At 40.5% G+C, this 22,263-nt stretch carries 24 protein-coding genes; 14 read left to right on the top strand and 10 right to left on the bottom strand.

Annotated elements, in window-relative coordinates; all coding sequences use genetic code 11:
- Positions 1-210: 210 nt before the first annotated feature.
- The 7 genes from FKZ59_RS14690 to FKZ59_RS06285 all read left to right on the top strand — a co-directional run bounded on the left by FKZ59_RS14690 (position 211) and on the right by FKZ59_RS06285 (position 6,287).
- Positions 211-381 carry a hypothetical protein gene (locus tag FKZ59_RS14690; RefSeq protein WP_181733209.1) on the top strand — a complete coding sequence of 57 codons (171 nt, stop codon included), beginning with the start codon at positions 211-213 and terminating at the stop codon, positions 379-381.
- 271 nt (positions 382-652) lie between these two features.
- Entirely contained in the window at positions 653-1,636 is a 984-nt protein-coding gene (locus FKZ59_RS06305) for a tRNA dihydrouridine synthase (RefSeq protein WP_246045833.1), read from the top strand.
- 145 nt (positions 1,637-1,781) lie between these two features.
- Positions 1,782-2,642: a zinc ribbon domain-containing protein gene (locus FKZ59_RS06300; protein WP_141601902.1), complete on the top strand. Its 861-nt coding sequence runs from the start codon at positions 1,782-1,784 to the stop codon at positions 2,640-2,642.
- A 304-nt stretch (positions 2,643-2,946) separates the two neighbouring features.
- Positions 2,947-3,423, top strand: a complete 477-nt coding sequence (locus FKZ59_RS06295) for a BTB/POZ domain-containing protein (protein ID WP_141601901.1) — start codon at positions 2,947-2,949, stop codon at positions 3,421-3,423.
- Positions 3,424-3,470: 47 nt separating this feature from the next.
- Positions 3,471-4,784 carry a DUF2642 domain-containing protein gene (locus FKZ59_RS06290; protein ID WP_141601900.1) on the top strand — a complete coding sequence of 438 codons (1,314 nt, stop codon included), beginning with the start codon at positions 3,471-3,473 and terminating at the stop codon, positions 4,782-4,784.
- A gap of 27 nt (positions 4,785-4,811) precedes the next feature.
- Positions 4,812-4,946, top strand: a complete 135-nt coding sequence (locus FKZ59_RS15095) for a hypothetical protein (protein WP_281279197.1) — start codon at positions 4,812-4,814, stop codon at positions 4,944-4,946.
- Positions 4,947-6,287 carry an arsenic transporter gene (locus tag FKZ59_RS06285; protein WP_141601899.1) on the top strand — a complete coding sequence of 447 codons (1,341 nt, stop codon included), beginning with the start codon at positions 4,947-4,949 and terminating at the stop codon, positions 6,285-6,287. It begins immediately after the preceding gene.
- Positions 6,288-6,402: 115 nt separating this feature from the next.
- Here the strand turns inward: FKZ59_RS06285 and FKZ59_RS06280 are convergent, their stop codons facing one another.
- Positions 6,403-7,470 carry a CotH kinase family protein gene (locus tag FKZ59_RS06280; protein WP_141601898.1) on the bottom strand — a complete coding sequence of 356 codons (1,068 nt, stop codon included), beginning with the start codon at positions 7,468-7,470 and terminating at the stop codon, positions 6,403-6,405.
- Between the two features lie 100 nt (positions 7,471-7,570).
- Between FKZ59_RS06280 and FKZ59_RS06275 the strand changes: the two genes are divergently transcribed.
- The 5 genes from FKZ59_RS06275 to FKZ59_RS06250 all read left to right on the top strand — a co-directional run bounded on the left by FKZ59_RS06275 (position 7,571) and on the right by FKZ59_RS06250 (position 12,781).
- The gene (locus FKZ59_RS06275) at positions 7,571-8,062 is read left to right on the top strand and encodes a hypothetical protein (RefSeq protein ID WP_141601897.1); all 492 of its coding nucleotides are present in this window, start codon (positions 7,571-7,573) and stop codon (positions 8,060-8,062) included.
- Between the two features lie 474 nt (positions 8,063-8,536).
- Positions 8,537-8,824: a phage holin family protein gene (locus FKZ59_RS06265; protein WP_141601896.1), complete on the top strand. Its 288-nt coding sequence runs from the start codon at positions 8,537-8,539 to the stop codon at positions 8,822-8,824.
- Between the two features lie 135 nt (positions 8,825-8,959).
- A complete protein-coding gene (locus FKZ59_RS06260; protein WP_141601895.1) occupies positions 8,960-10,204 on the top strand; it encodes a Zn-dependent hydrolase in 1,245 nt (414 codons plus the stop codon).
- A gap of 180 nt (positions 10,205-10,384) precedes the next feature.
- Positions 10,385-11,434: an NAD(P)/FAD-dependent oxidoreductase gene (locus FKZ59_RS06255; RefSeq protein WP_141601894.1), complete on the top strand. Its 1,050-nt coding sequence runs from the start codon at positions 10,385-10,387 to the stop codon at positions 11,432-11,434.
- Between the two features lie 255 nt (positions 11,435-11,689).
- Entirely contained in the window at positions 11,690-12,781 is a 1,092-nt protein-coding gene (locus FKZ59_RS06250; RefSeq protein WP_141601893.1) for a tetratricopeptide repeat-containing glycosyltransferase family 2 protein, read from the top strand.
- 38 nt (positions 12,782-12,819) lie between these two features.
- Here the strand turns inward: FKZ59_RS06250 and FKZ59_RS06245 are convergent, their stop codons facing one another.
- From FKZ59_RS06245 to FKZ59_RS06225, 5 genes are all read right to left on the bottom strand, one after another.
- The gene (locus tag FKZ59_RS06245; protein WP_246045837.1) at positions 12,820-13,824 is read right to left on the bottom strand and encodes a glycosyltransferase family 2 protein; all 1,005 of its coding nucleotides are present in this window, start codon (positions 13,822-13,824) and stop codon (positions 12,820-12,822) included.
- 32 nt (positions 13,825-13,856) lie between these two features.
- Positions 13,857-14,342, bottom strand: coding sequence for a hypothetical protein (locus FKZ59_RS06240; RefSeq protein WP_141601891.1), 486 nt, complete (start codon positions 14,340-14,342; stop codon positions 13,857-13,859).
- A gap of 30 nt (positions 14,343-14,372) precedes the next feature.
- Positions 14,373-14,834 (bottom strand): hypothetical protein, encoded by a 462-nt coding sequence (locus FKZ59_RS06235; protein ID WP_141601890.1) that lies wholly within the window; start codon positions 14,832-14,834, stop codon positions 14,373-14,375.
- Between the two features lie 224 nt (positions 14,835-15,058).
- Positions 15,059-16,492 (bottom strand): collagen-like domain-containing protein, encoded by a 1,434-nt coding sequence (locus FKZ59_RS15195; RefSeq protein ID WP_141601889.1) that lies wholly within the window; start codon positions 16,490-16,492, stop codon positions 15,059-15,061.
- A gap of 200 nt (positions 16,493-16,692) precedes the next feature.
- The gene (locus tag FKZ59_RS06225; RefSeq protein ID WP_141601888.1) at positions 16,693-17,010 is read right to left on the bottom strand and encodes a hypothetical protein; all 318 of its coding nucleotides are present in this window, start codon (positions 17,008-17,010) and stop codon (positions 16,693-16,695) included.
- A 221-nt stretch (positions 17,011-17,231) separates the two neighbouring features.
- Here FKZ59_RS06225 and FKZ59_RS06220 point away from each other — a divergent pair, with 221 nt between their 5' ends.
- Positions 17,232-18,014 carry an enoyl-CoA hydratase-related protein gene (locus FKZ59_RS06220; RefSeq protein WP_141601887.1) on the top strand — a complete coding sequence of 261 codons (783 nt, stop codon included), beginning with the start codon at positions 17,232-17,234 and terminating at the stop codon, positions 18,012-18,014.
- Positions 18,015-18,087: 73 nt separating this feature from the next.
- On the opposite strand, the gene FKZ59_RS06215 is transcribed toward FKZ59_RS06220, so the two are convergent.
- Positions 18,088-18,786, bottom strand: coding sequence for a Crp/Fnr family transcriptional regulator (locus FKZ59_RS06215; protein ID WP_141601886.1), 699 nt, complete (start codon positions 18,784-18,786; stop codon positions 18,088-18,090).
- Between the two features lie 167 nt (positions 18,787-18,953).
- Here FKZ59_RS06215 and FKZ59_RS06210 point away from each other — a divergent pair, with 167 nt between their 5' ends.
- Complete coding sequence (locus FKZ59_RS06210; RefSeq protein ID WP_141601885.1) at positions 18,954-19,187, top strand: DUF2249 domain-containing protein; 234 nt, start codon at positions 18,954-18,956, stop codon at positions 19,185-19,187.
- A 103-nt stretch (positions 19,188-19,290) separates the two neighbouring features.
- Here the strand turns inward: FKZ59_RS06210 and FKZ59_RS06205 are convergent, their stop codons facing one another.
- From FKZ59_RS06205 to FKZ59_RS06195, 3 genes are all read right to left on the bottom strand, one after another.
- The gene (locus tag FKZ59_RS06205) at positions 19,291-20,088 is read right to left on the bottom strand and encodes a TatD family hydrolase (protein WP_141601884.1); all 798 of its coding nucleotides are present in this window, start codon (positions 20,086-20,088) and stop codon (positions 19,291-19,293) included.
- 278 nt (positions 20,089-20,366) lie between these two features.
- Complete coding sequence (locus FKZ59_RS06200) at positions 20,367-21,608, bottom strand: aminopeptidase (RefSeq protein ID WP_141601883.1); 1,242 nt, start codon at positions 21,606-21,608, stop codon at positions 20,367-20,369.
- 73 nt (positions 21,609-21,681) lie between these two features.
- Positions 21,682-22,221, bottom strand: coding sequence for a ribonuclease H-like YkuK family protein (locus FKZ59_RS06195; RefSeq protein ID WP_141601882.1), 540 nt, complete (start codon positions 22,219-22,221; stop codon positions 21,682-21,684).
- Positions 22,222-22,263: the final 42 nt, after the last annotated feature.

The raw sequence follows: 22,263 nt of genomic DNA, 5'->3' as shown, positions 1-22,263 counted from the left end.
TATTTGCAGCCCTTCCAATCATAGCCCTAATCGATGGTTTTTCATTTGTTAAGACAAAAGTGTTTTCGGAAAATGCACCCGTTTAATGCTCAATTAAAATCCCCAATTTATCCATTGCGGATTTCCTTAATTTAACAAGTGACTTATTCTTCTTTGCTGATCGGTGTGTATTCTTACCATTCCGCCAAGGAGAAATTATAGGAGCGAATATTGGGTGATGTATCGGATAATGTTTCCCGAATGAATGAAGCCATTAATGATTTGGTCCAATCGAAAGCGACGGATATCGTTGCATTGGCGAAACAGATTAAAGCAGCACAATCCCTTTCTTCCATGGAGGAAGAATTAAAATCAGCCGTCTCCGCATTTAAATATCAATAATTTTGCGGGCTTCACCCAGTTCCTTACCTGGGGAAGCCCCGCTTTTAATGATTAGCTCATCGTTGCAGCTATTAATTATGGATGGCTTGATTGGCTATTCCAGGGGGAATTATATTATATTAATAACGGAGATGAACGGAAAGAATATGATTATACTTCTCCATGATTTATAATTTCTAAAGTTTGATAACGATTGATCAAACCTGATATATAAAAATTAAGTAAATTGTTTTATCATTAGATATTCATCATGAGAGGAATTGAGAATTACATGAGAGAAAATTTTTGGTTGAATTTGCCTCGGCCATTCTTTGTTCTTGCCCCAATGGAAGATGTAACGGATGTAGTGTTTCGGCATGTCATCAGCAAAGCGGGCAGACCGGATGTGTTTTTTACGGAGTTTACAAATTCCGACAGTTATTGTCATCCGGATGGAAAAAACAGTGTCCGGGGACGTTTGCTGTTTACGGAAGACGAACAGCCGATTGTGGCGCATATTTGGGGAGACAAACCCGAATATTTCCGGCAGATGTCCATCGGAATGGCGGAAGAAGGATTTAAAGGCGTTGATATTAATATGGGATGCCCTGTGCCGAATGTTGCATCCCGTGGAAAAGGGAGCGGGCTTATTTTGCGTCCCGATGTGGCGGCCGAGTTGATTGACGCTGCCAAAGAAGGGGGGCTTCCGGTCAGTGTAAAAACGAGATTAGGATATACGGACGTTAGTGAATGGGAAGAGTGGCTGACTCACCTTCTGAAACAAAACATTGCCAATCTCTCCATTCATTTGCGGACAAGAAAGGAAATGAGCCAGGTCCCTGCCCATTGGGAACTCATCCCTGAAATCAAAAAATTGCGCGACCGGATTGCTCCTGAAACGATTTTAACCATCAACGGGGACATTCCGGACCGCAAAACGGGACTTGAGCTGGCTGAACGGTATGGTGTGGATGGCATCATGATTGGAAGAGGGGTGTTCAAAAACCCTTTTGCTTTTGAAAAAGAGCCGAGAGAACATACAGTCCGGGAGTATTTGGACTTATTTAAATACCATTTGGATTTGCATGATCGGTTTATCGAAGAAATTCCACGTTCCATCACAGCTCTTCACCGTTTCTTTAAAATTTATGTAAAAGGTTTCCGGGGAGCGAGTGAGTTAAGAAATCGGCTGATGAATACGAAATCCACGGATGAAGTGAGGGAGTTGCTTGCGGAATACGAGCAGCGGATTGATTTGGATGCCATTGTAAAATAAACACATGAAAAGGAAGGGCCATCGGAGTTATTGATGGCCCTTTTTTCATGGAGAAAAAGATGTATGGAGAATTCATTTTTGGATTTATCAGAAATTTCTATGTATTATTGTATTATCAGTAACTGATGAGGATGTGTAAAAAAGAATGCCAAAATGGAGCTGTCCGAAGTGCTATCATTTGAACAACAGCCATGCGACATACTGTTTGAAGTGCGGATATTATAAAGAGGGACAGGATGAAGAACTGTATTTTTGGAAATGTCCTGTCTGCAATGAAGAAAACAGCAATCATACGATTTATTGCATAAAATGCGGCCATCATTATAGCGGAAACAAAACGGTATTTTTGGAAGAACGGCCGGAACAGCCGGGATCGAAATGGAAACGGTTAAGCGAAAATGTTTGGGTTTTTTTAATCATGGAGTTGCTAATAATCGGAATCGCAATCTCCATTTCCGTTTATCAAAAAGAAAGTGTGGCAAATATTTTTTCCGTCATTTTCTTTATTCATTTATTTTTTGGAATGTATTATATCATCGTCTCTTTTGTGAAAAGCGGTTACGGCGAAATGATGAAATCGATACTGATCCAGGGCGTGGTTATGGTCGGACTTTTAATGATTGTCGGGATGGCGAATGGAGACAAAGACAAAGGAATGGATGATTATTCTTTAAACTACCTTAAGGACCACGCAATGGAAGTGGATTATGATGAATTGCATCATATTGCCTTTGAACGGTACGGAAGCCAAAGAAAACAATTGGTCAATTTTATTGGAAAAGTGTTTCTGGTAGATGGCGGTGAATACTTGATGATTGACATGTCAAAGGAACCAGGCAAAAAACAAGTAGTGTATGTGAAAAGAAAAGAATGGGATGCCGAAGTGAATGTAAATGATCGGGTGGAAATTTACGGAAAAGTGTTGGGGACCGCATCTGCAGCCAAACATCTTGATGAAGGAACCCCGGTTCCGGTAGTGGAGAGCTATTCATTGGAGCTGCGCTAATATCTGAGCGGACACCAAAAAGCCGATATTTTTGAATTGGAAAATGCAGCGTTTTGCCGATTTTGGGCAAAGCGCTGCATTTTTTAGTTTAGGCCAAAGAATTACAATTTCAGCATTTCAATAATTTCGTATGGAATTCAACATCTCTTTTTTTGGGAAATCATAATGTCAGATTCCCGCCGAGTCTCATACAATAACATAACGCCAATCCCCAATTTATTGTCGATGTATAGGCGGATAACTATGTACCTCTTTGCCTTTACACGTATAAATAATAATGAATTTTATAATGGGAGGAACAACGATGAACAGGGAGTTAATGAATTCTTTAGTAAACAAAGTGGTAAAAGTAGATCGCGGTGGACCTGAGTCAAGAGTCGGAAAAGTGCTTTCTGCCCATTCCGATTATTTCGTATTGTTAACAGAGGAAGATGGAGTCGTTTATTACAAGTACCAGCATGTTAAGAGTATTACTCAAAATTCCAAAAATGAAATGCCGTTTAAAGTGAGGGTTCCGAAAGATTTTAAATATATCACCGGAACAGACTTCAGAGCCGTATTAAATCAATTGCGCCATAATTGGGTGAAAATAAACCGTGGAGGTCCGGAGTCGGTAGAAGGGGTATTGGAAGAAGTATTCGATGAATATGTGACAATCGTTTCCGATAAAGAAGTCATCCGCTCGGCGATGTTCCATATCCGAAATGTAAGCTATGGCTTAAAACCGGATAAGGAAAAAGAAAAGGAACATGAAAATAACCAACACAATAGCCTCTTCTAATGCAAATGGGGAGACTTTCTGCGGATTGCATGTAAAAGGAGGCCCTCATGTTGAATGCAGAAAATTTGCTGGATTCCATAAAAAGTCTGGAAGGAGCAGAAATAGGGTTATTTCTGGATGAAAACCATTCCGTTCAAGGCACATTGTTAAGTGTCCAAAAAGATCATTTGATCGTGAAAGTTAAAGAAAATATTTTATATTTCCCTATCAACCAGATCAAAGCTTTATCAAGAAACATCAAAGAAACGGTCATCACAAATCAGGAAACGAATCATGCAAAGGTCGACAGGATAAATCTTGAAGAAATTTTGAAATCGATGTATTTGCAATGGATTACGGTCAATAGTTTCAACAAACAGAACTTTTCGGGAGTGCTCAGTGAAATTTCAAAAGATTATATTGTGTTGATCAATGGCGATAAAGAGTACTTGATTCTGAAATCCCAGATTACAAATATTCTGAATGAACAAGTGGATGAAAATCACATTGCCGGAATGGATTCGGCACAATCAGCCGGGTTCGCTGACAATTCATCTGATTCGGGTTTGACCCAAGAACAGGTCCAGTTGAGCACACAAGAAAATATCATTAGCGAACAAAAGAATCAGATTTTCCGGCATAAAGAAAAGGGGCATTATGCATCTGCCAATGAAGAGAAGAATGATGCAACAGCCAAAAAACAAGGAGAGAAAAATTCCGAGCAGCAGATTCAATCCGCTCTCCGGAACGAAAAAGCAGAAGCGACAGAAGCTGCATCGCCGTCGCCAACAACTGGGGAAGAGAAAAACAAAGCTGCCGACAAAAAAGTGAAGAAAAATCAAAATAGAGCATTTTTTCAAGAAGTGAAATTCAACTCTCCGATGCAAGAATGCACGTGGGATGTAATCCCGGTGGTTGACACTAAAGATTCTCCTCATCAGGATGATCAAATAGAAGAAATGGAGAATAAGGCTGAAATGAATAAAACGGAAGATGGAACGGAGGGAAATACCGCAAAGACCGAAGAAAAAGAAGAAATTAAACTTGAAAATACGTTGCAACCTTTGGAAGAGACGCAGGATGAAGCTAAGAAAGAGCTTGAAATTCAGAGGGATTCAGGAGAGATTGTGGCGGTCCAGGAAGAAAACGTTTCAGAAGAAAAGTTGGAACCATTTGAGATGGAGTTATCCGACGAAGAAAACGAATATCTGCATACACCTGTAAAAATGTTAATGGAAGACAATAGAAGACTATTAAAATATCAATACTATGCCTTAATGAAATTTGCGGAAAAAATGTATCATATCGAAAACCAATATAGAGCTATCATGAAACATGCCGAGAAGATGTATTCGCAATTAAAGGAGAGACGATATTACTGAGGTTGATAGGAGAAGGAGGGAAACAAGATGATGCTCCTTTACTTCTCAATTGTAGGTGTTTTGTTTTATAAATTATTTTTACAATCGCCATTACCTGCAAAAGAAGAAACTGTGGCAGGCACGAATCAATCAACTTATGAACAATCTAAGGCGGCTGTTTAAATGGTCGATTTTTCAACGATATTAATGTTAACCATATTTTTGTTCTCCATTGCACTTATGCTTTGGAGGCCTAAAGGAATCAATGAGACGATTCCGGTTTCTATAGGGGCTGCGTTTATAGTTATACTTGGGATAGTAGATTTTAAAGATTTAAAAAGTATTCTAAGTATTGTAAGTGGCCCCTCACTTACAATACTTTCTACTATCATGATGTCCATCGTTCTGGAGAGCATCGGATTTTTTAAATGGATTGCACAAAATATCATCCTGAAGTCTAATAATTCCGGTATCAGACTTTATATATATATCAATTTGCTATGCTTTTTTATGACAATGCTGTTCAATAATGACGGCAGCATACTCATCACAACCCCCATTATTATTCACATCATCAGATTTTTATCATTCAAACCCCATCAATATATCCCGTATCTAATTTCCGGGGCGCTGATTGCAACCGCTTCGAGCGCTCCAATTGCTGTAAGCAATATTTCCAATTTGATCGCATTAAAAATCGTCGATCTGGATTTGAACAGTTATGTCAAAATCATGTTTATCCCTTCAATGCTTGGTATTTTGACAATAAGCATATTATTATTTTTGTTATTCAGGAAACATATTCCTAAACAATTAGGGTTCATTACACTCAATGAAAAAATGACGAATCCCTTTACGCATCCCCTTGATCCATCAGTGAAAAATGAAATAGATAGAAATCTGTTTAAAATCTGCATTGCTGTAGTGGTGATGACAAGAGGGGCATTTTTCGTTCTTTCCCCCCTTGGAATTCCGCTTGAAATGATTGGATTGCTTGGCGCGTTCGTGTTGATTCTGATCCGGTGGGTTAAAACGAAAGCGGGAATCAAAGATGTTATATTCAATTCTCCATGGCATATCTTAATATTTGCATTCAGCATGTATGTGCTCGTATATGGGTTAAAGAATGCAGGGCTAAATACATTGATTATTTCATCATTCGGGAATATTGTAGAATTGGGAACTTTCCATGCAACTTTGAGCATGGGGTTATTGACGACCATCATGTCCAATATTTTTAACAATTTGCCGGCGGTCATGATTGGGACGCTGGCGATTACCGAAATGGATTTAAATATTACATTATTGCAAGTGGCATATCTTGCAAATGTCATAGGAAGCGATATCGGATCATTGTTGACTCCGATTGGAACATTGGCAACATTGCTTTGGATGTTTATATTAAAAAAACACCATATAAAAATGACTTGGGGAAAATATATCGGTGTTACCGTTTTAGTCGTTCCGGCCGCATTAATCGTCAGTTTGCTAAGTTTATATTTGTGGGTGCTGCTTATTCTGTAAAATGCATGGAAACGATATGAAACAAATGATGAGGTGTAAAGAAATTAATAAGCATATTCATCCTTCTCCTCCTCTATCGCAAAGTTTTTGTGCCGTATAGAGGGGGAGAAGTTATTTATGCGAGCAATTGAAGCTGTTCCATTAAAAATTGGCTGCGCTTTTCAATAAACTCCAAAATATAATCTTTCTCACCAATAAAGATTTCTCTATTTTTTTGAATATATGGATCTTTTTCAATATAGGGCAAAATCAATGTTTGCAGCTCCTCTATTTGTGGCCGGATGTTTGCAGGGGTAAACAGTTCTTGCAACAACATTTCTATAATTTGGCGATATCTCCGCTTAAAATCATTGTTTTCCAATAATCTGGCCGTCAATGTGTTATATCCCCGGATCGGAACATATTCTAATTCAAGGGGCTCCCCATGCAAGTTTCTCCCCCAGGAGCCGTCATAATCCCATGGAGAAATTTCGAATAATCGGGTTTTGCTATTGTGATATAAAGCATAATTATGGATAAACCCGTCAAAATTTTGAGTACAAACAACCCCGGCCAGCCAACGCAAATATTTTTCAACATCCAGTATTTTTTCGATTTCTTCATCAAATTGCTCCTTGGGTTTGGTGTTGATGATAAGCATCAATTTTTTTAAATGATTTTCATCTTGATAAGTATATTTTGGGGTATATCCGTCCAATAAAGTTTCTTTCAAATATCCTTCTGGGGTATAAAGCGAAAAATTGGCATCATTATTGGTGGCGTAATAAATGGAACCTTCAGGCAAGTTTCGCCTTTTTAGATAATATTGATCAAAAGACTCGATGGCCAGATATATGCCCTCACTTTTTCCGTTGATGAACAATTGAATATGGTTCGAATCAGGAGCGAGCACCCCGGCTTTTTGAAAGAAGTCAAAGGAAAGTTTGTTTCTCATTAAGGAAGGATCGTTATATTCCGCGTTTAGATGCAATTCATGATGTCCATCCATAAAAAAAGGCCTTTGAAATTTAATATGGTAGGATTTTTTTTTATGCTTCCTCAGCTGATTCCCTCTAAAACCGATTTGAACGTCATACCGTTTGTTTTCGATTATCAGGTTTGCAAATACATAAGTTTCTGTCCAAATGTTTTTATAGAGTTTTCTTAAATTGTTTTTTGAGATTTCAATAAAATAGGATTCCACCCAAATGCCTCCCCAATAGAAATTCAGTGTTGAATATCACCCAGCGCTTCTGAAACCTGTTTCATACACTAAAATGAACGGATTTTGGTATTTGGAGGGGATGAAGATTCGTACTGTAATGGACGATAATCTACGGAAATTGGCCGAAATTGCAAAAGAAAATGGGATAATCCAGTATATGTACAATAATCCGGTTGAAGACATGAATTTGGCTGGAACAACAGTTGAAGCGAAAAATAAGAAGTCCCATGGAAGCAAAGGTGTGAAGGGATCCAAAGGGGCCAAAAGCGGAGGTTCAAAAGGCGGCAAACAAGGAAGCAAGGGATCCAAAGGGGCCAAAAGTGGAGGTTCGAAAGGCGGCAAACAAGGAAGTAAAGGGTCAAAAGGGAATAAAAGACAAGGATCAAAAGGCGACAAACATCACGGTGAAGACAAAAAGGATAAAAGGGAAGATTTCACGGAGGATAGGCAAATAAGCAAAGGATCGGACGGAAATAAAAGCATCGCTTCTCCAATCACTGATATAGAAGAGATCAGGAGGCTGGAAGAAATCATTAAAAAACAAATCAGAGAATTATTTCATAACAATTAGTATTGCATTCACTTAGAAAATGAAAAAATCAATTAGGTTTCTGTAAAAGAAACCTGATTTTTTTCGATCATATATCATCGCTCTTAAATTAATCAAAAACTGCTACCAGGCGCCCTTTGACTTCATGGTTTTTTAATTATTCCAAACCTTTGTCGATTCCTTCAAACGGAATTGCAATCAAATTAGGGCTCATTTTACCCGTGATGAAACAATCGTATACGCCTTTCTAAGCTTCCACAGTACCGCCGATGCTTCCAAGAAGCTTGATTTCTTTTGTAATCATTTTAGGCTATTTGGCCGCTGCAGTTAAATCAATGAAATGTTGGTTATTTCCTCCGTCAAAAGCGGGATGATGATTATGCCGGTTCGATAAATAGAATTTGAACCTTATTTTTCATCCCCACATAAACTATTAAGGGGAAAACTTTATATAGCTTTTTCTCTATTAATCTTCGCATGGACGAGGGATGAAAAATGGATTTTATTATATTAGAAGATTATATTTATCCGGAATCTGTTGTAATTATTCCGGTGCTATATTTGCTCGGGCTGTTTTTAAACCGGACACCGAAAGTTCCTCCGTGGGTTACGCCTTGGGTTCAAGTGGTCCTCGGCATTGCCTTTTGCATCGGCTATTATGGTTTTATTATAGAAGCGTTCGTTCAGGGAGTATTGGTGGCCGGCGCAGCCGCGATTATGAAAGATTTATTCCACAAAGCAAATTATTTCACAAAGAAAGAACGAAACGGAAAAGATGGATAATTTCATCTTTGAAAAATGTGCTGAATCCCTGGGGATTCAGCATTTTGTTTTTTTAAATCTGTCATAGTTTATTTTTTTTGGCAAGCTGACATATAATTGTTAAATATAGCTAAATGGTGAGGCAGGCGATTCGATATGGATCTGAAAGAAAGATATAAAACGCTGCTGGATAAAATCAACCAGTATAATTCCGGAGAAAAAGGAATCACAAGAGTCGCATTTACGAATGAAGAGCAAGCCTGTACGCAAGCATTTATGCGAATGTGCATGGATGCGGGAATGGCCGTCCGCATGGATCAATTCGGAAATGTGATTGCCAGAAGAGAAGGACGAAAAAAATTGCCCCCCGTTTTAATGGGGTCCCATTTAGATACGGTATATCAAGGCGGGAAATATGACGGGTCTGTCGGTGTAACGGCCGCGCTTGAAGTGGTGCGGCGTTTAAATGATAAAGGCATTGTAACGGATCATCCAATAGAAATCATTTCTTTCGCCTGTGAAGAATCCTCCCGTTTCGGCGTGTCGACATTGGGGAGCAAAGCAATGGCGGGATTGTTCGACAAAAAAAAATTACGGCATTTAAAAGACCGTAACGGCATCACCTTGGAAGAGGCGATGGCTTTGTGCGCCCTGGAAATTGATGCGGCTGAGGAAGCCAGCAGGCGGGGCGAACCCATTAAGGCTTTTATTGAGATGCATATCGAACAAGGACCGGTATTGGAAAAGGAAAATAAAAAGATTGGCATTGTTACCGGAATTGCGGCACCTGTCCGTTATTCCATCAAAATCATAGGCTCCCCTTCCCACTCCGGAACTACTCCCATGAATATGAGAAAAGATGCTTTGCTTGGAGCATCCGAAATCGCGTTGGAGCTGGAAAAAACCGCGTTGAAAGAACAGCGATACGGTACGGTGGCAACGGTAGGAGTGCTGGAAGTCGCATCCGGGGCCATGAACGTAGTGCCGGGGGAAGTGGAAATCAAAGTGGATATCCGCGGAACGTCAATCGAGTCCAGAAGCCGGGTCGTCGATCATTTGCATGAAACGATTCAATTGGTGAAGCGGAAGCGGGGACTGGAAATAATCGTCCAAGAATTAAGCAATGAAGAACCCGTGCTGCTTTCAGAAGAAATCATTGAAACAACTGAAAGAATTTGCAGAAAGAAAAACATCCCTTATAAAAAAATGCCAAGCGGGGCGGGACATGATGCCATGAATATGATGAAGCTTTGTCCGACAGGCATGATTTTCGTCCCATCGGCAAACGGTCTCAGTCACCACCCTGATGAATTTACCGAATTGGATGATATTTTGATTGGGATTGATGTATTGGAAGAAATCATCCTCCATTATGCCAGCGAGAATTCGATCATTGAATAAAGGGAAAAGAAGCAGGGCGGATTATTTTGCTTACTTGGCCTTGCTTATTTTTTGGCCGATTTTTTTATTTTGGCCATGTCCACATAAAATACCCATTCCCTATAAATTTTTAGTGTGTTAAAATTCTTAATGAAATTGATAATCGTTATCATCCAAATGTTCATCCAGGAGGATTCAATAATGGGAATACACGAATTATATGATGTAACAATTATCGGCGGCGGACCTGGCGGGTTATTTTCCGCTTTTTACAGCGGTTTAAGGGAAATGAAGACAAAAATTATCGAAGCCCAAAATTACTTGGGTGGGAAGGTGAACGTTTATCCGGAAAAACTGATTTGGGATATCGGTGCATTGCCCCCGATTTCCGGGGAGAAATTGATTCAACAAATGGTGGAGCAGGCCATGACCTTTGATCCGACTGTTGTTTTAGGAGAAAAAGTGACGGAAATTTCCAAGAATGATGAGGGCGTCTTTGTATTGAAAACGGACCAGGGACGAACTCATTTTTCAAAAGCGGTGATTGTAGCTATCGGTGGAGGCATCATCACTCCTCAGAAACTGGAAGTGGAAGGAGCTTCAAAGTTTTATAGTTCCAATTTGAATTACACTATTAAATCATTGAAAAAATTCAAAGATAAAGTGGTGATTGTTTCCGGAGGGGGCCATACGGCGGTTGATTGGTGCAATGGGCTGGAGCCGATTGCGAAGAAAGTCTTTTTGAGCTGTCGAAAAGGGCGGTTGAATGCCCATGAAGCCCAGGTGACCCAATTGCTGAACAGCTCTGTGGAGTGCCTGTTTTACACTGAAATTACAAGATTAATTCCCAACCAGGACGGCACGGCCATTGAGCAGGTGGAATTGACCAATAACGAAACCGGGGAAGTCACTTATTTGACCGTGGATGAAGTAGTTGTAAACCATGGCTTTGCAAGGGAGAAATCATTGTTTGAACATGGGCCGTTAAAGGTTGATTTTGTAAATGAATATTACATCAAAGGGAATGTGCATTGCGAAACCAACGTACCGGGGCTTTATGCCGTCGGTGATGCGGTGGATTATGATGGGAAAGTCCACTTGATCGCCGGCGCTTATACAGACGCCGTCAACGCCGTGAACAGGGCAAAACTCTATGTTCAGCCTGACGCGGAAGCGACAGGGATGGTGTCTACCCATAACGAAATTTTCTATCAACGTAATCGGGAATTGATTCAAAAAATCCTTAAATAACTTATTATAATCTGTGAGTATGCGGAATGCCGGATTAGATGATTTTTCCATTGAACAGTTTTCAATCTAGAAGGTTGATGAAAATATGTATGTCGTAACAAAGAGATAGTTTTGAGATGCGTGGGAAGAAGTGATGATGATGGGAAGAATCCCGCATAAAAACTGTTGGAACAAGAGTTTTTAATGAGAAGCCCGCTCACAGAATCCAATAGGGTTCATATACTAATATGGATTCTGTGTTGCGGAGGTTGATGCATGGTTACAATCAGTTTGTGCATGATCGTCAAAGATGAAGAAAAGGTGCTGGAACGCTGTTTGAACAGCGTAAAGGATCTTGTCGACGAGATTGTCATTGTCGATACGGGTTCGACGGATCGCACGAAGGAAATTGCCCGGCGATATACGGAAAAAGTCTATGATTTTGAATGGAGCGATGATTTTTCCGCGGCAAGAAACTTTGCATTTCAACAAGCGACAAAAGACTATATTTTCTGGATTGATGCGGATGATGTCATCACGGAAGTGGACCGGGAGAAATTTAAAAAATTGAAGAATTTTTTGAAACCCGAAGTGGATGCAGTGTCGATGCTTTATCATATCGCTTTTGACGAGTACAATAATCCGACGTTCAGCTATAGAAGATATCGTTTGGTCAAAAGGGAAAAGAATTTCAAATGGAAAGGCCCTGTCCATGAATATTTGGAAGTTGGCGGAAGGATTCTTCATTCAGATGTGGCGATAACGCACCGAAGAGAAAAAAAGGAAGGGCGGAGCGATCGAAATCTGCGAATCTATGAAAAACGCTTGGAAAAAGGCGAAGAATTGACACCGAGGGATTTATTTTATTACAGCAATGAATTAAAAGACCATGGGCAATATGAAAAAGCGATAGAGCATTATGAAAAGTTTTTGAAACTGGAAGACGGCTGGGTGGAAGATAAAATCCGCGCTTGCATCAATCTGGCTTCTTGCTATAGAAGCTTAGGCAATTTGGAGAAGGAAATCGAAGCCCTGATCCGGTCAATTCAATATGATGTCCCAAGGCCCGAAGTATCGTGCCGGATGGGGGATTTGTATCTCGAAAGAAAACTGTATGATAAAGCAATCATGTGGTATCAGTTTGCAATCATGGTCGATACATCAAAAATACCGGGATTTGTACAAAAAGCCTACTCCACATGGTATCCATACATGCAGCTTTGCATTTGCCATTGGCATAAAGGGAATAAAGAATTGGCATTCGAATGCCATAGAAAAGCGAAAGAATATCGTCCAAACGATCCAAAAATCCTTTACAATGAAAAGTTTTTTAAACAATATATGGAAGAAAAGAAGGCTGAAAAATAAAAAACGAGGCTGTATCCATCCGATACAGCCTCGTTTTCTTATTTAGTTTGTTGCCGGCCGAGCTTTTCTAAGCATTGGGCTTTGTACTGCTGCGCCCTGAAACTGCCGGTCCCTTTTAAAATTAAATATTTTGAGTTTTGTTCTCCAAGTTCAAGGCATTTTTCAAAACATGCAAGAGCCTCGCTGAATTTTTCTGTTTGATAGTAAATCAGCCCTTTTAGAAAATGCAGATCCACATAATCGGGGTATAGGGCGATGGCTTTATCAATGCCCTCCAAGGCATTCTCAAAGCTGTTTGTATCGACCAGGATGCCATATTTCAAGCGGTAGAGAATGGAAGGCGGTTTAACGCCGTTCAACAAGAAACGAAAAATGGATTCATTTAAATAATCGAACGCTTTTTGGTAGTCTCCGCGGCGGTAATATTCATTTGCCAAATGATATTCAATCCAGGGGCTGTGGTTGGGATCCTTGTATTCTTCCTGAATGAGCTGCAGATTCCGTTCCCCTTTACCGCGCTTTTTGGTTAACTCTTCAATATATCCGTAGTGATGGATTGGCACTTTCAAATAATCAACTGTATAACTGGAATCGCGGTTCTTTGGGAAAATAGGGGTTTCATGGATGCGATTATAGAATTGGATGCCTTTATGATTCTGGAATAAGCGTGGCTGATGATACAAAAAAGCTTTTTCGGGGTCTACCGGGAAAGATTCGCCATAATAATTGATGACCGGCAAATAATACATGGTCACATTTTTATTTTTCAAGTTCTCCATCAAAAATTCTTCATGGCCGGTTTCCAGTTCCTCGTCCGCATCGAGCCACAAAATCCAATCGCCGCTTGCTTTCGATAAGCCAAAGTTTCTGGCATCGGCGAAGTGATGGTTCCAACGATAAGGAAAAATGGATGCATTATATTTTTTGCAAATTTCGATGGTCTGATCGGTTGAACCTGTATCCACGATAATAATCTCCTGCACTGCGTTTTGAACGCTTTTTAAACATCTTTCAATAAAATCCTCTTCATTTTTCACAATCATGCATAGCGAGATGGAAGGGGAAGACAATGAACCTACACTTCCTTTATCTGTTTTATTTGCGAATGATTCGCCAGCCAAGGAGGAGGCAAGGGTGATAAGGTAAAGATTATGCGGATTGTTTCATCATCAGTGGATCCATGATAATAATTCAAAATTTGAGCCACGGTTTTTTTGGCGATGCTTCGATTTGTTTCGATAAGAAAAGGATGCTGATCAATAAGATTGTTTAGTTTCTGAAAGATTTCTTTGATTTCCGCATCTGGGGAAAGGTTGGTAAATTCATTGGGAAAAAAGTGGATTTGTAGAATTGAAAAATATAAAAACTGCTGCATATGTAATTTTTCGATCAGTACCAAGGATTGGATTATTTGATTTTCGCTTTGTATCAGTTCTTTTTTTGATGCTTCCGGTGGAGGATACCCTTCAAAATAGTTTAATAGAAATTGGGCATAAGAATGGATAAATGAAGTAAAGTTTATGGAACTTTGGAAAAATTCAACTTGATCATTCTGTTGCATTGTTCACCCCCCTCAATAAATGGGTTTGATTTATTCGTGCGATTTTTTATGGGGTTTGCATTTCGGACAATTGCAGTTTTTGTTCTTTTTGTTAGGGCAGTAACATAACGATGAATCGAATACTTCTACACAATCTTTCTTTTTGCAATCCTTCCCATCCTGATCTTTGCATTTGCATGGTTTTTTTGGATGGGGAGGGGGACAGCATGATTTGTAATCCAACGTTACTACTTCTTCCAATTTGAATTGGAGCAAGATTTGTGATTTTACAACTGTCCGCAAAGTTTTATTAATGCTATCATTGATGGCCAAATATTTGTAAAAATCGCAGGGAGATTTTTTTAGAAAAGCTTGAAGTTTTTCCGCTTCGGCATTCAAAATATGGGATAGCCCGATTTCTTCCATTGCAATAGAGGATAGCAGCAAGTCGATGGTTTTGCAGCGATCCAATGTAATTTGGGGCGTGATATCGGGGATGGTAGGCAATGACATGTAAGGTGACCTCCTTATAAATTAAACCATACAAAGTGGCATAAACAGCTCCTATACAATTTCTAGTGTATTGAAAGGAAATTAGTTTTGTGCCTACTTTTTATGATTTCATTTATAATCGGGAAAAAATATATGGTGTTGTTCATTGAGGACTATTGCCGATTTAAATAAAAAACTGCAGACCACTTGAATGGATCAAGTGTGTCTGCAGTTTGTCAATTCGTTTATTCAATTCGATGGATGGACCAATGGATTGGAGGAGCAGTACCTCCACCCAAGTTTAAACCGATTGTTAATCCGTTTGCTACATAGAATAGCGCTACTTCGTCACCCGCGTCTAATTGGACATCTCCAACAATTGTGACTGTTCCGCTTCCTAGAATGACTCTTAGCGTGATAAGTAATAAGATGTTAACATCCAAGATAGGGAACAAGCCTGAAATCAGGTCTTCTTGCGGACCTGGAGCGATTTTTCTGATGACAAACGCAGGGTTAACTCCAGCGCCAAGTTGTGCTTGAATAGCAGCGGTTGTTTGATAGCTGATCGTAGCGGAAATCATATATCTGCCTGATGCCGGTGCCGTGTAGACACCAGTAGCTGGAGCAAAGTTACCGCTGTTATAGATTTCCGTCCAACCACCAATTTGAGTAGTAGCGTTAACACCAGTTGCTTGTGTGGTTGCTATGAAACCTTCTTCTGCGAACACAGGTCCTGTAGCTCCAGTAGGCCCCGTATCGCCCTGAGGTCCCGTAGGTCCAGTAGGTCCAGTCGGGCCAGTGTCACCTTGAGGTCCCGTAGGTCCAGTAGGTCCCGTATCGCCCTGAGGTCCCGTAGGTCCAGTAGGTCCAGTCGGGCCAGTGTCACCTTGAGGTCCCGTAGGTCCAGTAGGTCCCGTATCGCCTTGAGGTCCCGTAGGTCCAGTAGGTCCCGTATCGCCTTGAGGTCCCGTAGGTCCAGTAGGTCCCGTATCGCCTTGAGGTCCAGTAGGTCCAGTCGGGCCAGTGTCACCTTGAGGTCCCGTAGGTCCAGTAGGTCCAGTCGGGCCAGTGTCACCTTGAGGTCCCGTAGGTCCAGTAGGTCCCGTATCGCCTTGAGGTCCCGTAGGTCCAGTCGGGCCTGTCATCCCCGTTGGAACAGTATCCATTTCTATTTGTACAGTTGCAGATCCATCAGTTACTGTGATGTTCAAAGTATTAGACAAGAATGTTAAAGTGTCGCCTAATTGCATTGTTGCAATATTACCGGATCCATCGGCTACAAAGAATAAATCCTGATCTGGATCAAATACTCCCGTAGGTCCAGTAGGTCCCGTCGGTCCAGCAGGTCCAGTAGGTCCTGTTGTTCCCCCAGTATCTGTAATTAGTCTTGTAACCTGTTTTAATTTATTATCTAATAACAATTCCTTTTTGATGGACATTGCAATCGTGTCTTGAACAGTGCTGTTTACCAATAATAAATCTTCAAGTGTTGCTGCAGGTGAAAGACCGGAAATGCCTGGAATCGTTCCCAGAGCGTATTGGATTTTTTCTCCTTCTGCATTCAGGATATGTGCCAAACTAAGTTCTTCCATCGCAATGGAAGCAAGAAGCAAATTAATTACATCGGCTCTGTTGATGGTAATATCGGGGGTTATGTTCGGCAAATTGGGTTGTGACATTCCATTTCTCCTTTCCTTTAAAGTGAAACGCTTCACCACATGTGGAAAATTCCAAACCAGAACAGATGCGTAAAGATGATCATCAACGGTGAAACGGTCGTTACTAATCTATTCGGCACCTGCAAGGAGATAGGGAATAAATGCCTATTTTGCAAAGATTACGGACATCATAGATTTTTTTAATAAAATTAAAAAAATGATTAATCATTAGAATCATCTTTTAACAGATCGATGACTTGTTTTAATTTTTGATCTAATAAAAGCTCTTTTTTGATGGCGGCTGCCAAAGTATCATTGACGCTTGAATTTATTTTTAAAATTAATTCTGCGGCAGTAGGCGGAGGAGAAGGTGCATCATTCAAATTTTGGATGGCAAATTGGATTTTTTCGCCTTCCGCATTGATAATGTGGGCCAGCCCTATTTCTTCTAATGCGATGGATGCCAATAAAAGATTGATGACATCGTCCCGGTCAATGCTGATGGCGGGGGAGATGTCCGGGATGTTGGGCATTGACATAGAATTTCCTCCTTTAATGAACATAATAAGTACACCATTTAGGCATACGTACAAAAGTAATATATTCATGTATTAAGCAGGGGTTCTTCCAATTCGGCAAATGGGGACAATTAGGGAAGACTTCATTTGAATGAAATATGGTGAAAAAAGTAGAAAAAATTGACTTGACCTCAAAAATCAGAAGATTCAAAATGGAAATATCAATGAAAAGGGGTGGAGAAATGGAATTTTTACAATACCGTCAAACAGAGGATATCGGTTATATTACCATCGACAATATGCAGGAATTCAATACATTGACGATGGCATTGCTGGAAGAAATGGATGGACTTCTGAAACAAATAGCGAAAGAGCGGGAAGTGAAGGTTGTGGTGATTGAGGGTTCCGACAAAGTTTTTTGTGCGGGGCATAGTTTGCGTGAGATTGAATCTATGACTGAAAATGAAGTGTTGAAGCTTTTTCAAACGTGCCAGCAGGTAATGCGCACAATGAGTGAAATGCCTCAGCTGATTATCGCCAAAGTGAAGAAAGCGGCAGTAGCAGCCGGATGCCAATTGGTGGCTGCCAGTGATATGGCGATCGCCAGCGAAGATGCAAAGTTCGCGACCCCGGGCATCAACAGCGGATTATTCTGCAGCACGCCTGCGGTATTTTTAAGCCGCAATATAGGAAGAAAAAAAGCGGTGGAAATGCTGTTTACCGGAAATTTCATCACCGCTGGGGAAGCTTTGCAGCATGGCCTGGTAAATAAAGTGGTTCCGGCCGAATTGCTGGATGAAGAAACGGAGAAGCTCGCAAAAGAAGTGACAAAGCAAAGTTTAAACATCATCGAATTAGGAAAACGGCAATTTTATCAGCAAATTAATATGGAGGATTTCCAGGCGCTTAATTATGCTACAGAAGTGATTGCGTTAAATAGCAAACATCCGGATGCCCAGGAAGGAATCCGCGCCTTTTTTGAAAAACGGCGGCCTGTCTGGACGGATACAAAAACTCTGATTTAGGTAAGAGGACAAGCCTTAAAATAAGGGGAATTTGAGAAATTCAAGTTCTCCTTTTTTGTTTGCGTAAAACCGTTTATTCAATTGATAACTCATTCTTTAACGCTTTGATATTTACGATAAAATGCCCTGCAGAATCTGTACGGAGAAGTCCTTTTTTCTTTAATTGATTTAGTGTCCGGTTGACTGTTTCTCGGCTTGATCCGATCATATTGGCCAAATCGCGGTTCGTAAATTGATTTTTTATAACGAAAATCTGTTCCCCTATTTCTTCCCCGTAGTTTGATGCCAGACGGATAAGAAGAGAGATGATTTGTTCGTAGGAATTTTGTAAAATTTTCTCTTCCAAACGATTTTGGAGATCGACGATTAAATCTCCCAGTATCCGGAAAATTTTTATACAGACTTGGGGATTCTTCATTAAAAACTCTTCAAAGGACTGAATGGGAATTAAGATTAACGAAGAATCTTCCAGTACTTGTGCATGAGCGGGATAGTTTCCTTTCCGGAAAAAACCTTGATGGGGAAACATTTGTCCGGATACGAGTATGTTAATGATCTGTTCTTTTCCCTGTAAATCGGTTCGATAAATTTTGATTCTTCCTTTCTGAATAAAATATACATTGGTTAACGGTTCATCCTGCATGAATACATGGGTGCCTGCCCTGTATTTATGTGATTTTGCCAGATTCACAATGGGCATCATCTCTTCATCGGATAAGTCTTTAAATAAGGGAAATTGCTGAAGCAGAGATTGAATGGATTGGTTTTCCATAAAGTTTTCACGCCCTTTAAACATGCATTTTATATATTACTTTAACACAGGAACAGAAGTTCAAGGAAGAAAAAATGAAACAGTGTGCTTTATCTCACAACGAAAACTTTTATTTATAGCTATGATTTATTTTGTACTGATAATCAATAAAACATGGAGGTGCCATCATGAAAAAAATTTCCGCAAGCATCCATGCCCCGGATTATGAACCAAGAATCCGGCATGCAAAAATATTTGAAACTTTTGAAGGGTTAAAATCCGGTGAGTATATGGAATTGATTAATGATCATGATCCGAAGCCCTTATATTATCAATTCATGATTGAACGGGAAGGGGAATTTTCTTGGGAGTACGTTGAAGAAGGGCCTGAACGTTGGAAAGTAATCATTGGAAAAAATTAAAGGATATACAGTGTTTATGGTCTAAGTGTTAATCTCTTTAATCCATCTAAAAAAGCTTTCATTCATGACTGGAAACGGGTCTGAATGAAAGCTTCATTTTGACTCAACATTCGGGCAGATTAAATAACTTTCTGGTGTTTTCGGTTGCATGTTTTGCAACGATTTCCGGTTCAACGCCCATATATTTTGCGATTTCTTTTGCAATATGGGGCAAGAAAGCCGGTTCGTTTCTCCGGTTTTTCGGTTTATTTTCCAAGTTTCTCGGAAGAAGATAAGGAGCGTCGGTTTCAATCAATAAACGGTCAAGCGGGATATATTTGACCGCATTTTGCAAATCCCGGCCCCTTCGCTCGTCGCAAATCCATCCGGTGAGGCCTATATAAAAACCCATTGAAACATATTTTTTTACTTGTTCTTCATCGCCGGTAAAGCAATGGACCACGGAGGTTTCGGCCAAATCCCTGAAGTTAGCGAAGATTTCGCAGAAGCGTTCATGGGCGTCCCGTTCATGTAAAAAAAGAGGCATTGATAACTTTCTTGCCAGGTGCAGTTGAGCTTCAAAACATTCCTCCTGAACGTCCTGGGGTGAATACATCCGGTTGAAATCCAGGCCGCATTCCCCGATGGCCACGACTTCCTTATGCTGCGCCAGTTTCTCCAATTCCCCGATGGTTTCACTTGTAAAGGTTTTGGCATCATGCGGATGGATACCGGCTGTTGAAAACAATATGTTTGGATATTGTTTGGCGATTTCCAGTGCTTGCCGGCTGCTTTTTAAGCTGGAGCCGGTTAATATCATTTGAACGACGCCGTTTTGAATTGCCCGATCAATGACTTTTTCCCGGTCGTTGTTGAAATGTTTATCCGTTAAGTTGACCCCTATATCAATCAAATATTGCATAAAAACTTCCTCCATATGCATGATTTAATGAACTTTTACATCGAATACAAAAGCGGTTTTCCCTACTTTCCGACGGTTTCCACCTCGTAAATATCATATCCTTCCTGTAATGGAGGGGCAAATTCTCCGATTGGATGCCGATCGCTTATTTGTGTTTGAATAGTTGGAGTAAAAAGTATTCATGCGTTAAAGGCGTAAGATTTCATAATAAAAAGCAGGCGGCTAAACCGCTTTTCAAGGGTTTAGCCGCTTAAAGAACCAGACTGTGGAATTTCTGCTTAAATCGCCCAATCGCCTTTGCGGAAAATTGGCACGACGGAACCATCTTTGGTAATGCCGTCTATATCCATTTCCGCGGAGCCGATCATAAAGTCCACATGAACATTGGAGATATTTAAACCATGCGCACGCAATTCTTCTTCATTCATTTTTGTTCCGCCTTCGATGGTCGAAGGATAAGCGGAACCGATGGCAATATGGTTTGAAGCATTTTCATCAAACAATGTATTGAAGAATGTGATGCCGGATTGGGAAATCGGCGACGGATCCGGGACAAGGGCCACTTCCCCTAAGCCGGTTGCCCCTTCATTTTCAAAGACAAGTTTTTTGATTGCTTCATCGCCTTTTTCGGCGGAAATGTCCACGATTTTCCCATCTTTGAATTGGACAACAATGCCTTCAATTAATTGTCCCGCATAGCTTAAAGGTTTCGTGCTGCGAACGATTCCTTCCATCCGGCGAGTATCCGGGGCGGTAAAAATTTCTTCCGTCGGCATATTGGCAATAAATTCTTCGCCTTTTGGATTATAGCTTTCCGCACATGTCCAGATATGATTTTTCGGCAATCCCAATTTGAAATCCGTTCCGGGCGCTTTGAAATGCAGCATGTCAAATTGATATTCATTCAATTTTGTAGCCTTTTCGTTCAATATATTTTTGTGTTTGTCCCAGGCTGCAATCGGATCGTCTTCGTATACGCGGCAAGTTTTAAAAATTTGATCCCACAAAGCATCGACTTGTTCCTCGGCAGTTTTCAGATGCGGGAAGACTTTCTTCGCCCAGGCGCTGCCGGCTGCTGCCGCAACCGTCCATTTAATATCATTGTTTTGCGTCGCTTTTCGCTGGGCGTGGAATGCTAGGGTTGCCGCCTTTTGGAACGCGGCCACTTTGGCGGGATCGGCTGAGTCGAGCAAGCCCGGGTCGCTGGAAAGGATGGAAAGTCTTGAAACTTTTTTATTTAACACATGGTCTTCGGATTCCTCGATTTCATATGGAGGAATGTCCGTTAAAACCTCGGTTGGCTGGTGCAGATAATGCAATTTTGTGATTTCGTCATCATTCCATTTGACAATGACTTTTTCCGCTCCTAATGCATAAGCTTCTTCCGTAATGTAACGGGCAAGTTGCGCCTGATCAACGGCAATCGTCAGTTTCACCCAATCGCCCGGTTGTACGTTGATTCCTTTTGCGACCAATAGTTTCGCATATTTTCTTAATAGTTCATCGAAATTTTTTAACATATCAATTCCTCCGCATGCTCTTTTTTCCAATTTTATCATATTGAATGCAAATGGAGTTGCAGGATGCCTTGGATTATTTTTTTGTAAAACGATTGGCATAGGTGCTTGCAACGAAGGAATCCGGTTTAATTTTGGCTTCGATGCCGAGAGAATTCATCCTTGCAATCATTTCATTGACAAAGACGCTCGTTTTGTTCCTTTGTCCGCATCCGATGTCGATATGGCCTTCAATCGTGAAGCTTGCACCTTTGTACACATGAGGCAGGACAAGATTGATCAATTGTTCCTTTTTTTCTTCCGTGAATAGTGAAACGACTTCTTCCGTCAAAGAGGTTTCATAGGAGATGCGCTCATGCAAATTTGTCATTCGCCTTGGGACGATTACTTTGCGGAAGCATGCCCAAACACCTTTGCCTTTTTGCTGAATGACAATGCCGGTAATAAATTTTGTTTCTTTGCTGTATACTTGCGAATCTGTTCCAAACATCAAAGTAAAGTTCCCGGTCGGATCTTTTTTAATAAACTGTACAATGGCTTCAAAAACTTGATCGAATGTCATGTTTTTTTGAGTCAAATTTTGAAAGGTGCCGTCCGTCAATCGATCGTTATTCATAGATCTTACCTTTCTTGGCGATTTTAGAATTAGTACAGTTTA

It is taken from the genome of Ureibacillus terrenus, from assembly GCF_006569205.1.
GTDB lineage: Bacteria > Bacillota > Bacilli > Bacillales_A > Planococcaceae > Ureibacillus > Ureibacillus terrenus.
Note: the sequence above shows the minus strand (reverse complement) of the source record. Positions and strands in the feature narration are given on the sequence as shown.

Excerpts from the sequence above, each read along its gene's own strand:
- FKZ59_RS06240 (WP_141601891.1), bottom strand. The coding sequence starts at position 14,342 with ATGCAACAGAATGATCAAGTTGAATTTTTCCAAAGTTCCATAAACTTT.
- FKZ59_RS15095 (WP_281279197.1), top strand. The coding sequence starts at position 4,812 with ATGATGCTCCTTTACTTCTCAATTGTAGGTGTTTTGTTTTATAAATTA.
- FKZ59_RS06215 (WP_141601886.1), bottom strand. The coding sequence starts at position 18,786 with ATGGAAAACCAATCCATTCAATCTCTGCTTCAGCAATTTCCCTTATTT.
- FKZ59_RS15195 (WP_141601889.1), bottom strand. The coding sequence starts at position 16,492 with ATGTCACAACCCAATTTGCCGAACATAACCCCCGATATTACCATCAAC.
- FKZ59_RS06195 (WP_141601882.1), bottom strand. The coding sequence starts at position 22,221 with ATGAATAACGATCGATTGACGGACGGCACCTTTCAAAATTTGACTCAA.
- FKZ59_RS06300 (WP_141601902.1), top strand. The coding sequence starts at position 1,782 with ATGCCAAAATGGAGCTGTCCGAAGTGCTATCATTTGAACAACAGCCAT.
- FKZ59_RS06200 (WP_141601883.1), bottom strand. The coding sequence starts at position 21,608 with ATGTTAAAAAATTTCGATGAACTATTAAGAAAATATGCGAAACTATTG.
- FKZ59_RS06205 (WP_141601884.1), bottom strand. The coding sequence starts at position 20,088 with ATGCAATATTTGATTGATATAGGGGTCAACTTAACGGATAAACATTTC.
- FKZ59_RS06210 (WP_141601885.1), top strand. The coding sequence starts at position 18,954 with ATGAAAAAAATTTCCGCAAGCATCCATGCCCCGGATTATGAACCAAGA.
- FKZ59_RS06290 (WP_141601900.1), top strand. The coding sequence starts at position 3,471 with ATGTTGAATGCAGAAAATTTGCTGGATTCCATAAAAAGTCTGGAAGGA.
- FKZ59_RS06285 (WP_141601899.1), top strand. The coding sequence starts at position 4,947 with ATGGTCGATTTTTCAACGATATTAATGTTAACCATATTTTTGTTCTCC.
- FKZ59_RS06220 (WP_141601887.1), top strand. The coding sequence starts at position 17,232 with ATGGAATTTTTACAATACCGTCAAACAGAGGATATCGGTTATATTACC.
- FKZ59_RS06305 (WP_246045833.1), top strand. The coding sequence starts at position 653 with ATGAGAGAAAATTTTTGGTTGAATTTGCCTCGGCCATTCTTTGTTCTT.
- FKZ59_RS06255 (WP_141601894.1), top strand. The coding sequence starts at position 10,385 with ATGGGAATACACGAATTATATGATGTAACAATTATCGGCGGCGGACCT.
- FKZ59_RS06265 (WP_141601896.1), top strand. The coding sequence starts at position 8,537 with ATGGATTTTATTATATTAGAAGATTATATTTATCCGGAATCTGTTGTA.
- FKZ59_RS06245 (WP_246045837.1), bottom strand. The coding sequence starts at position 13,824 with ATGATTGTGAAAAATGAAGAGGATTTTATTGAAAGATGTTTAAAAAGC.
- FKZ59_RS06250 (WP_141601893.1), top strand. The coding sequence starts at position 11,690 with ATGGTTACAATCAGTTTGTGCATGATCGTCAAAGATGAAGAAAAGGTG.
- FKZ59_RS06235 (WP_141601890.1), bottom strand. The coding sequence starts at position 14,834 with ATGTCATTGCCTACCATCCCCGATATCACGCCCCAAATTACATTGGAT.
- FKZ59_RS06225 (WP_141601888.1), bottom strand. The coding sequence starts at position 17,010 with ATGTCAATGCCCAACATCCCGGACATCTCCCCCGCCATCAGCATTGAC.
- FKZ59_RS06260 (WP_141601895.1), top strand. The coding sequence starts at position 8,960 with ATGGATCTGAAAGAAAGATATAAAACGCTGCTGGATAAAATCAACCAG.
- FKZ59_RS06275 (WP_141601897.1), top strand. The coding sequence starts at position 7,571 with ATGAAGATTCGTACTGTAATGGACGATAATCTACGGAAATTGGCCGAA.
- FKZ59_RS06295 (WP_141601901.1), top strand. The coding sequence starts at position 2,947 with ATGAACAGGGAGTTAATGAATTCTTTAGTAAACAAAGTGGTAAAAGTA.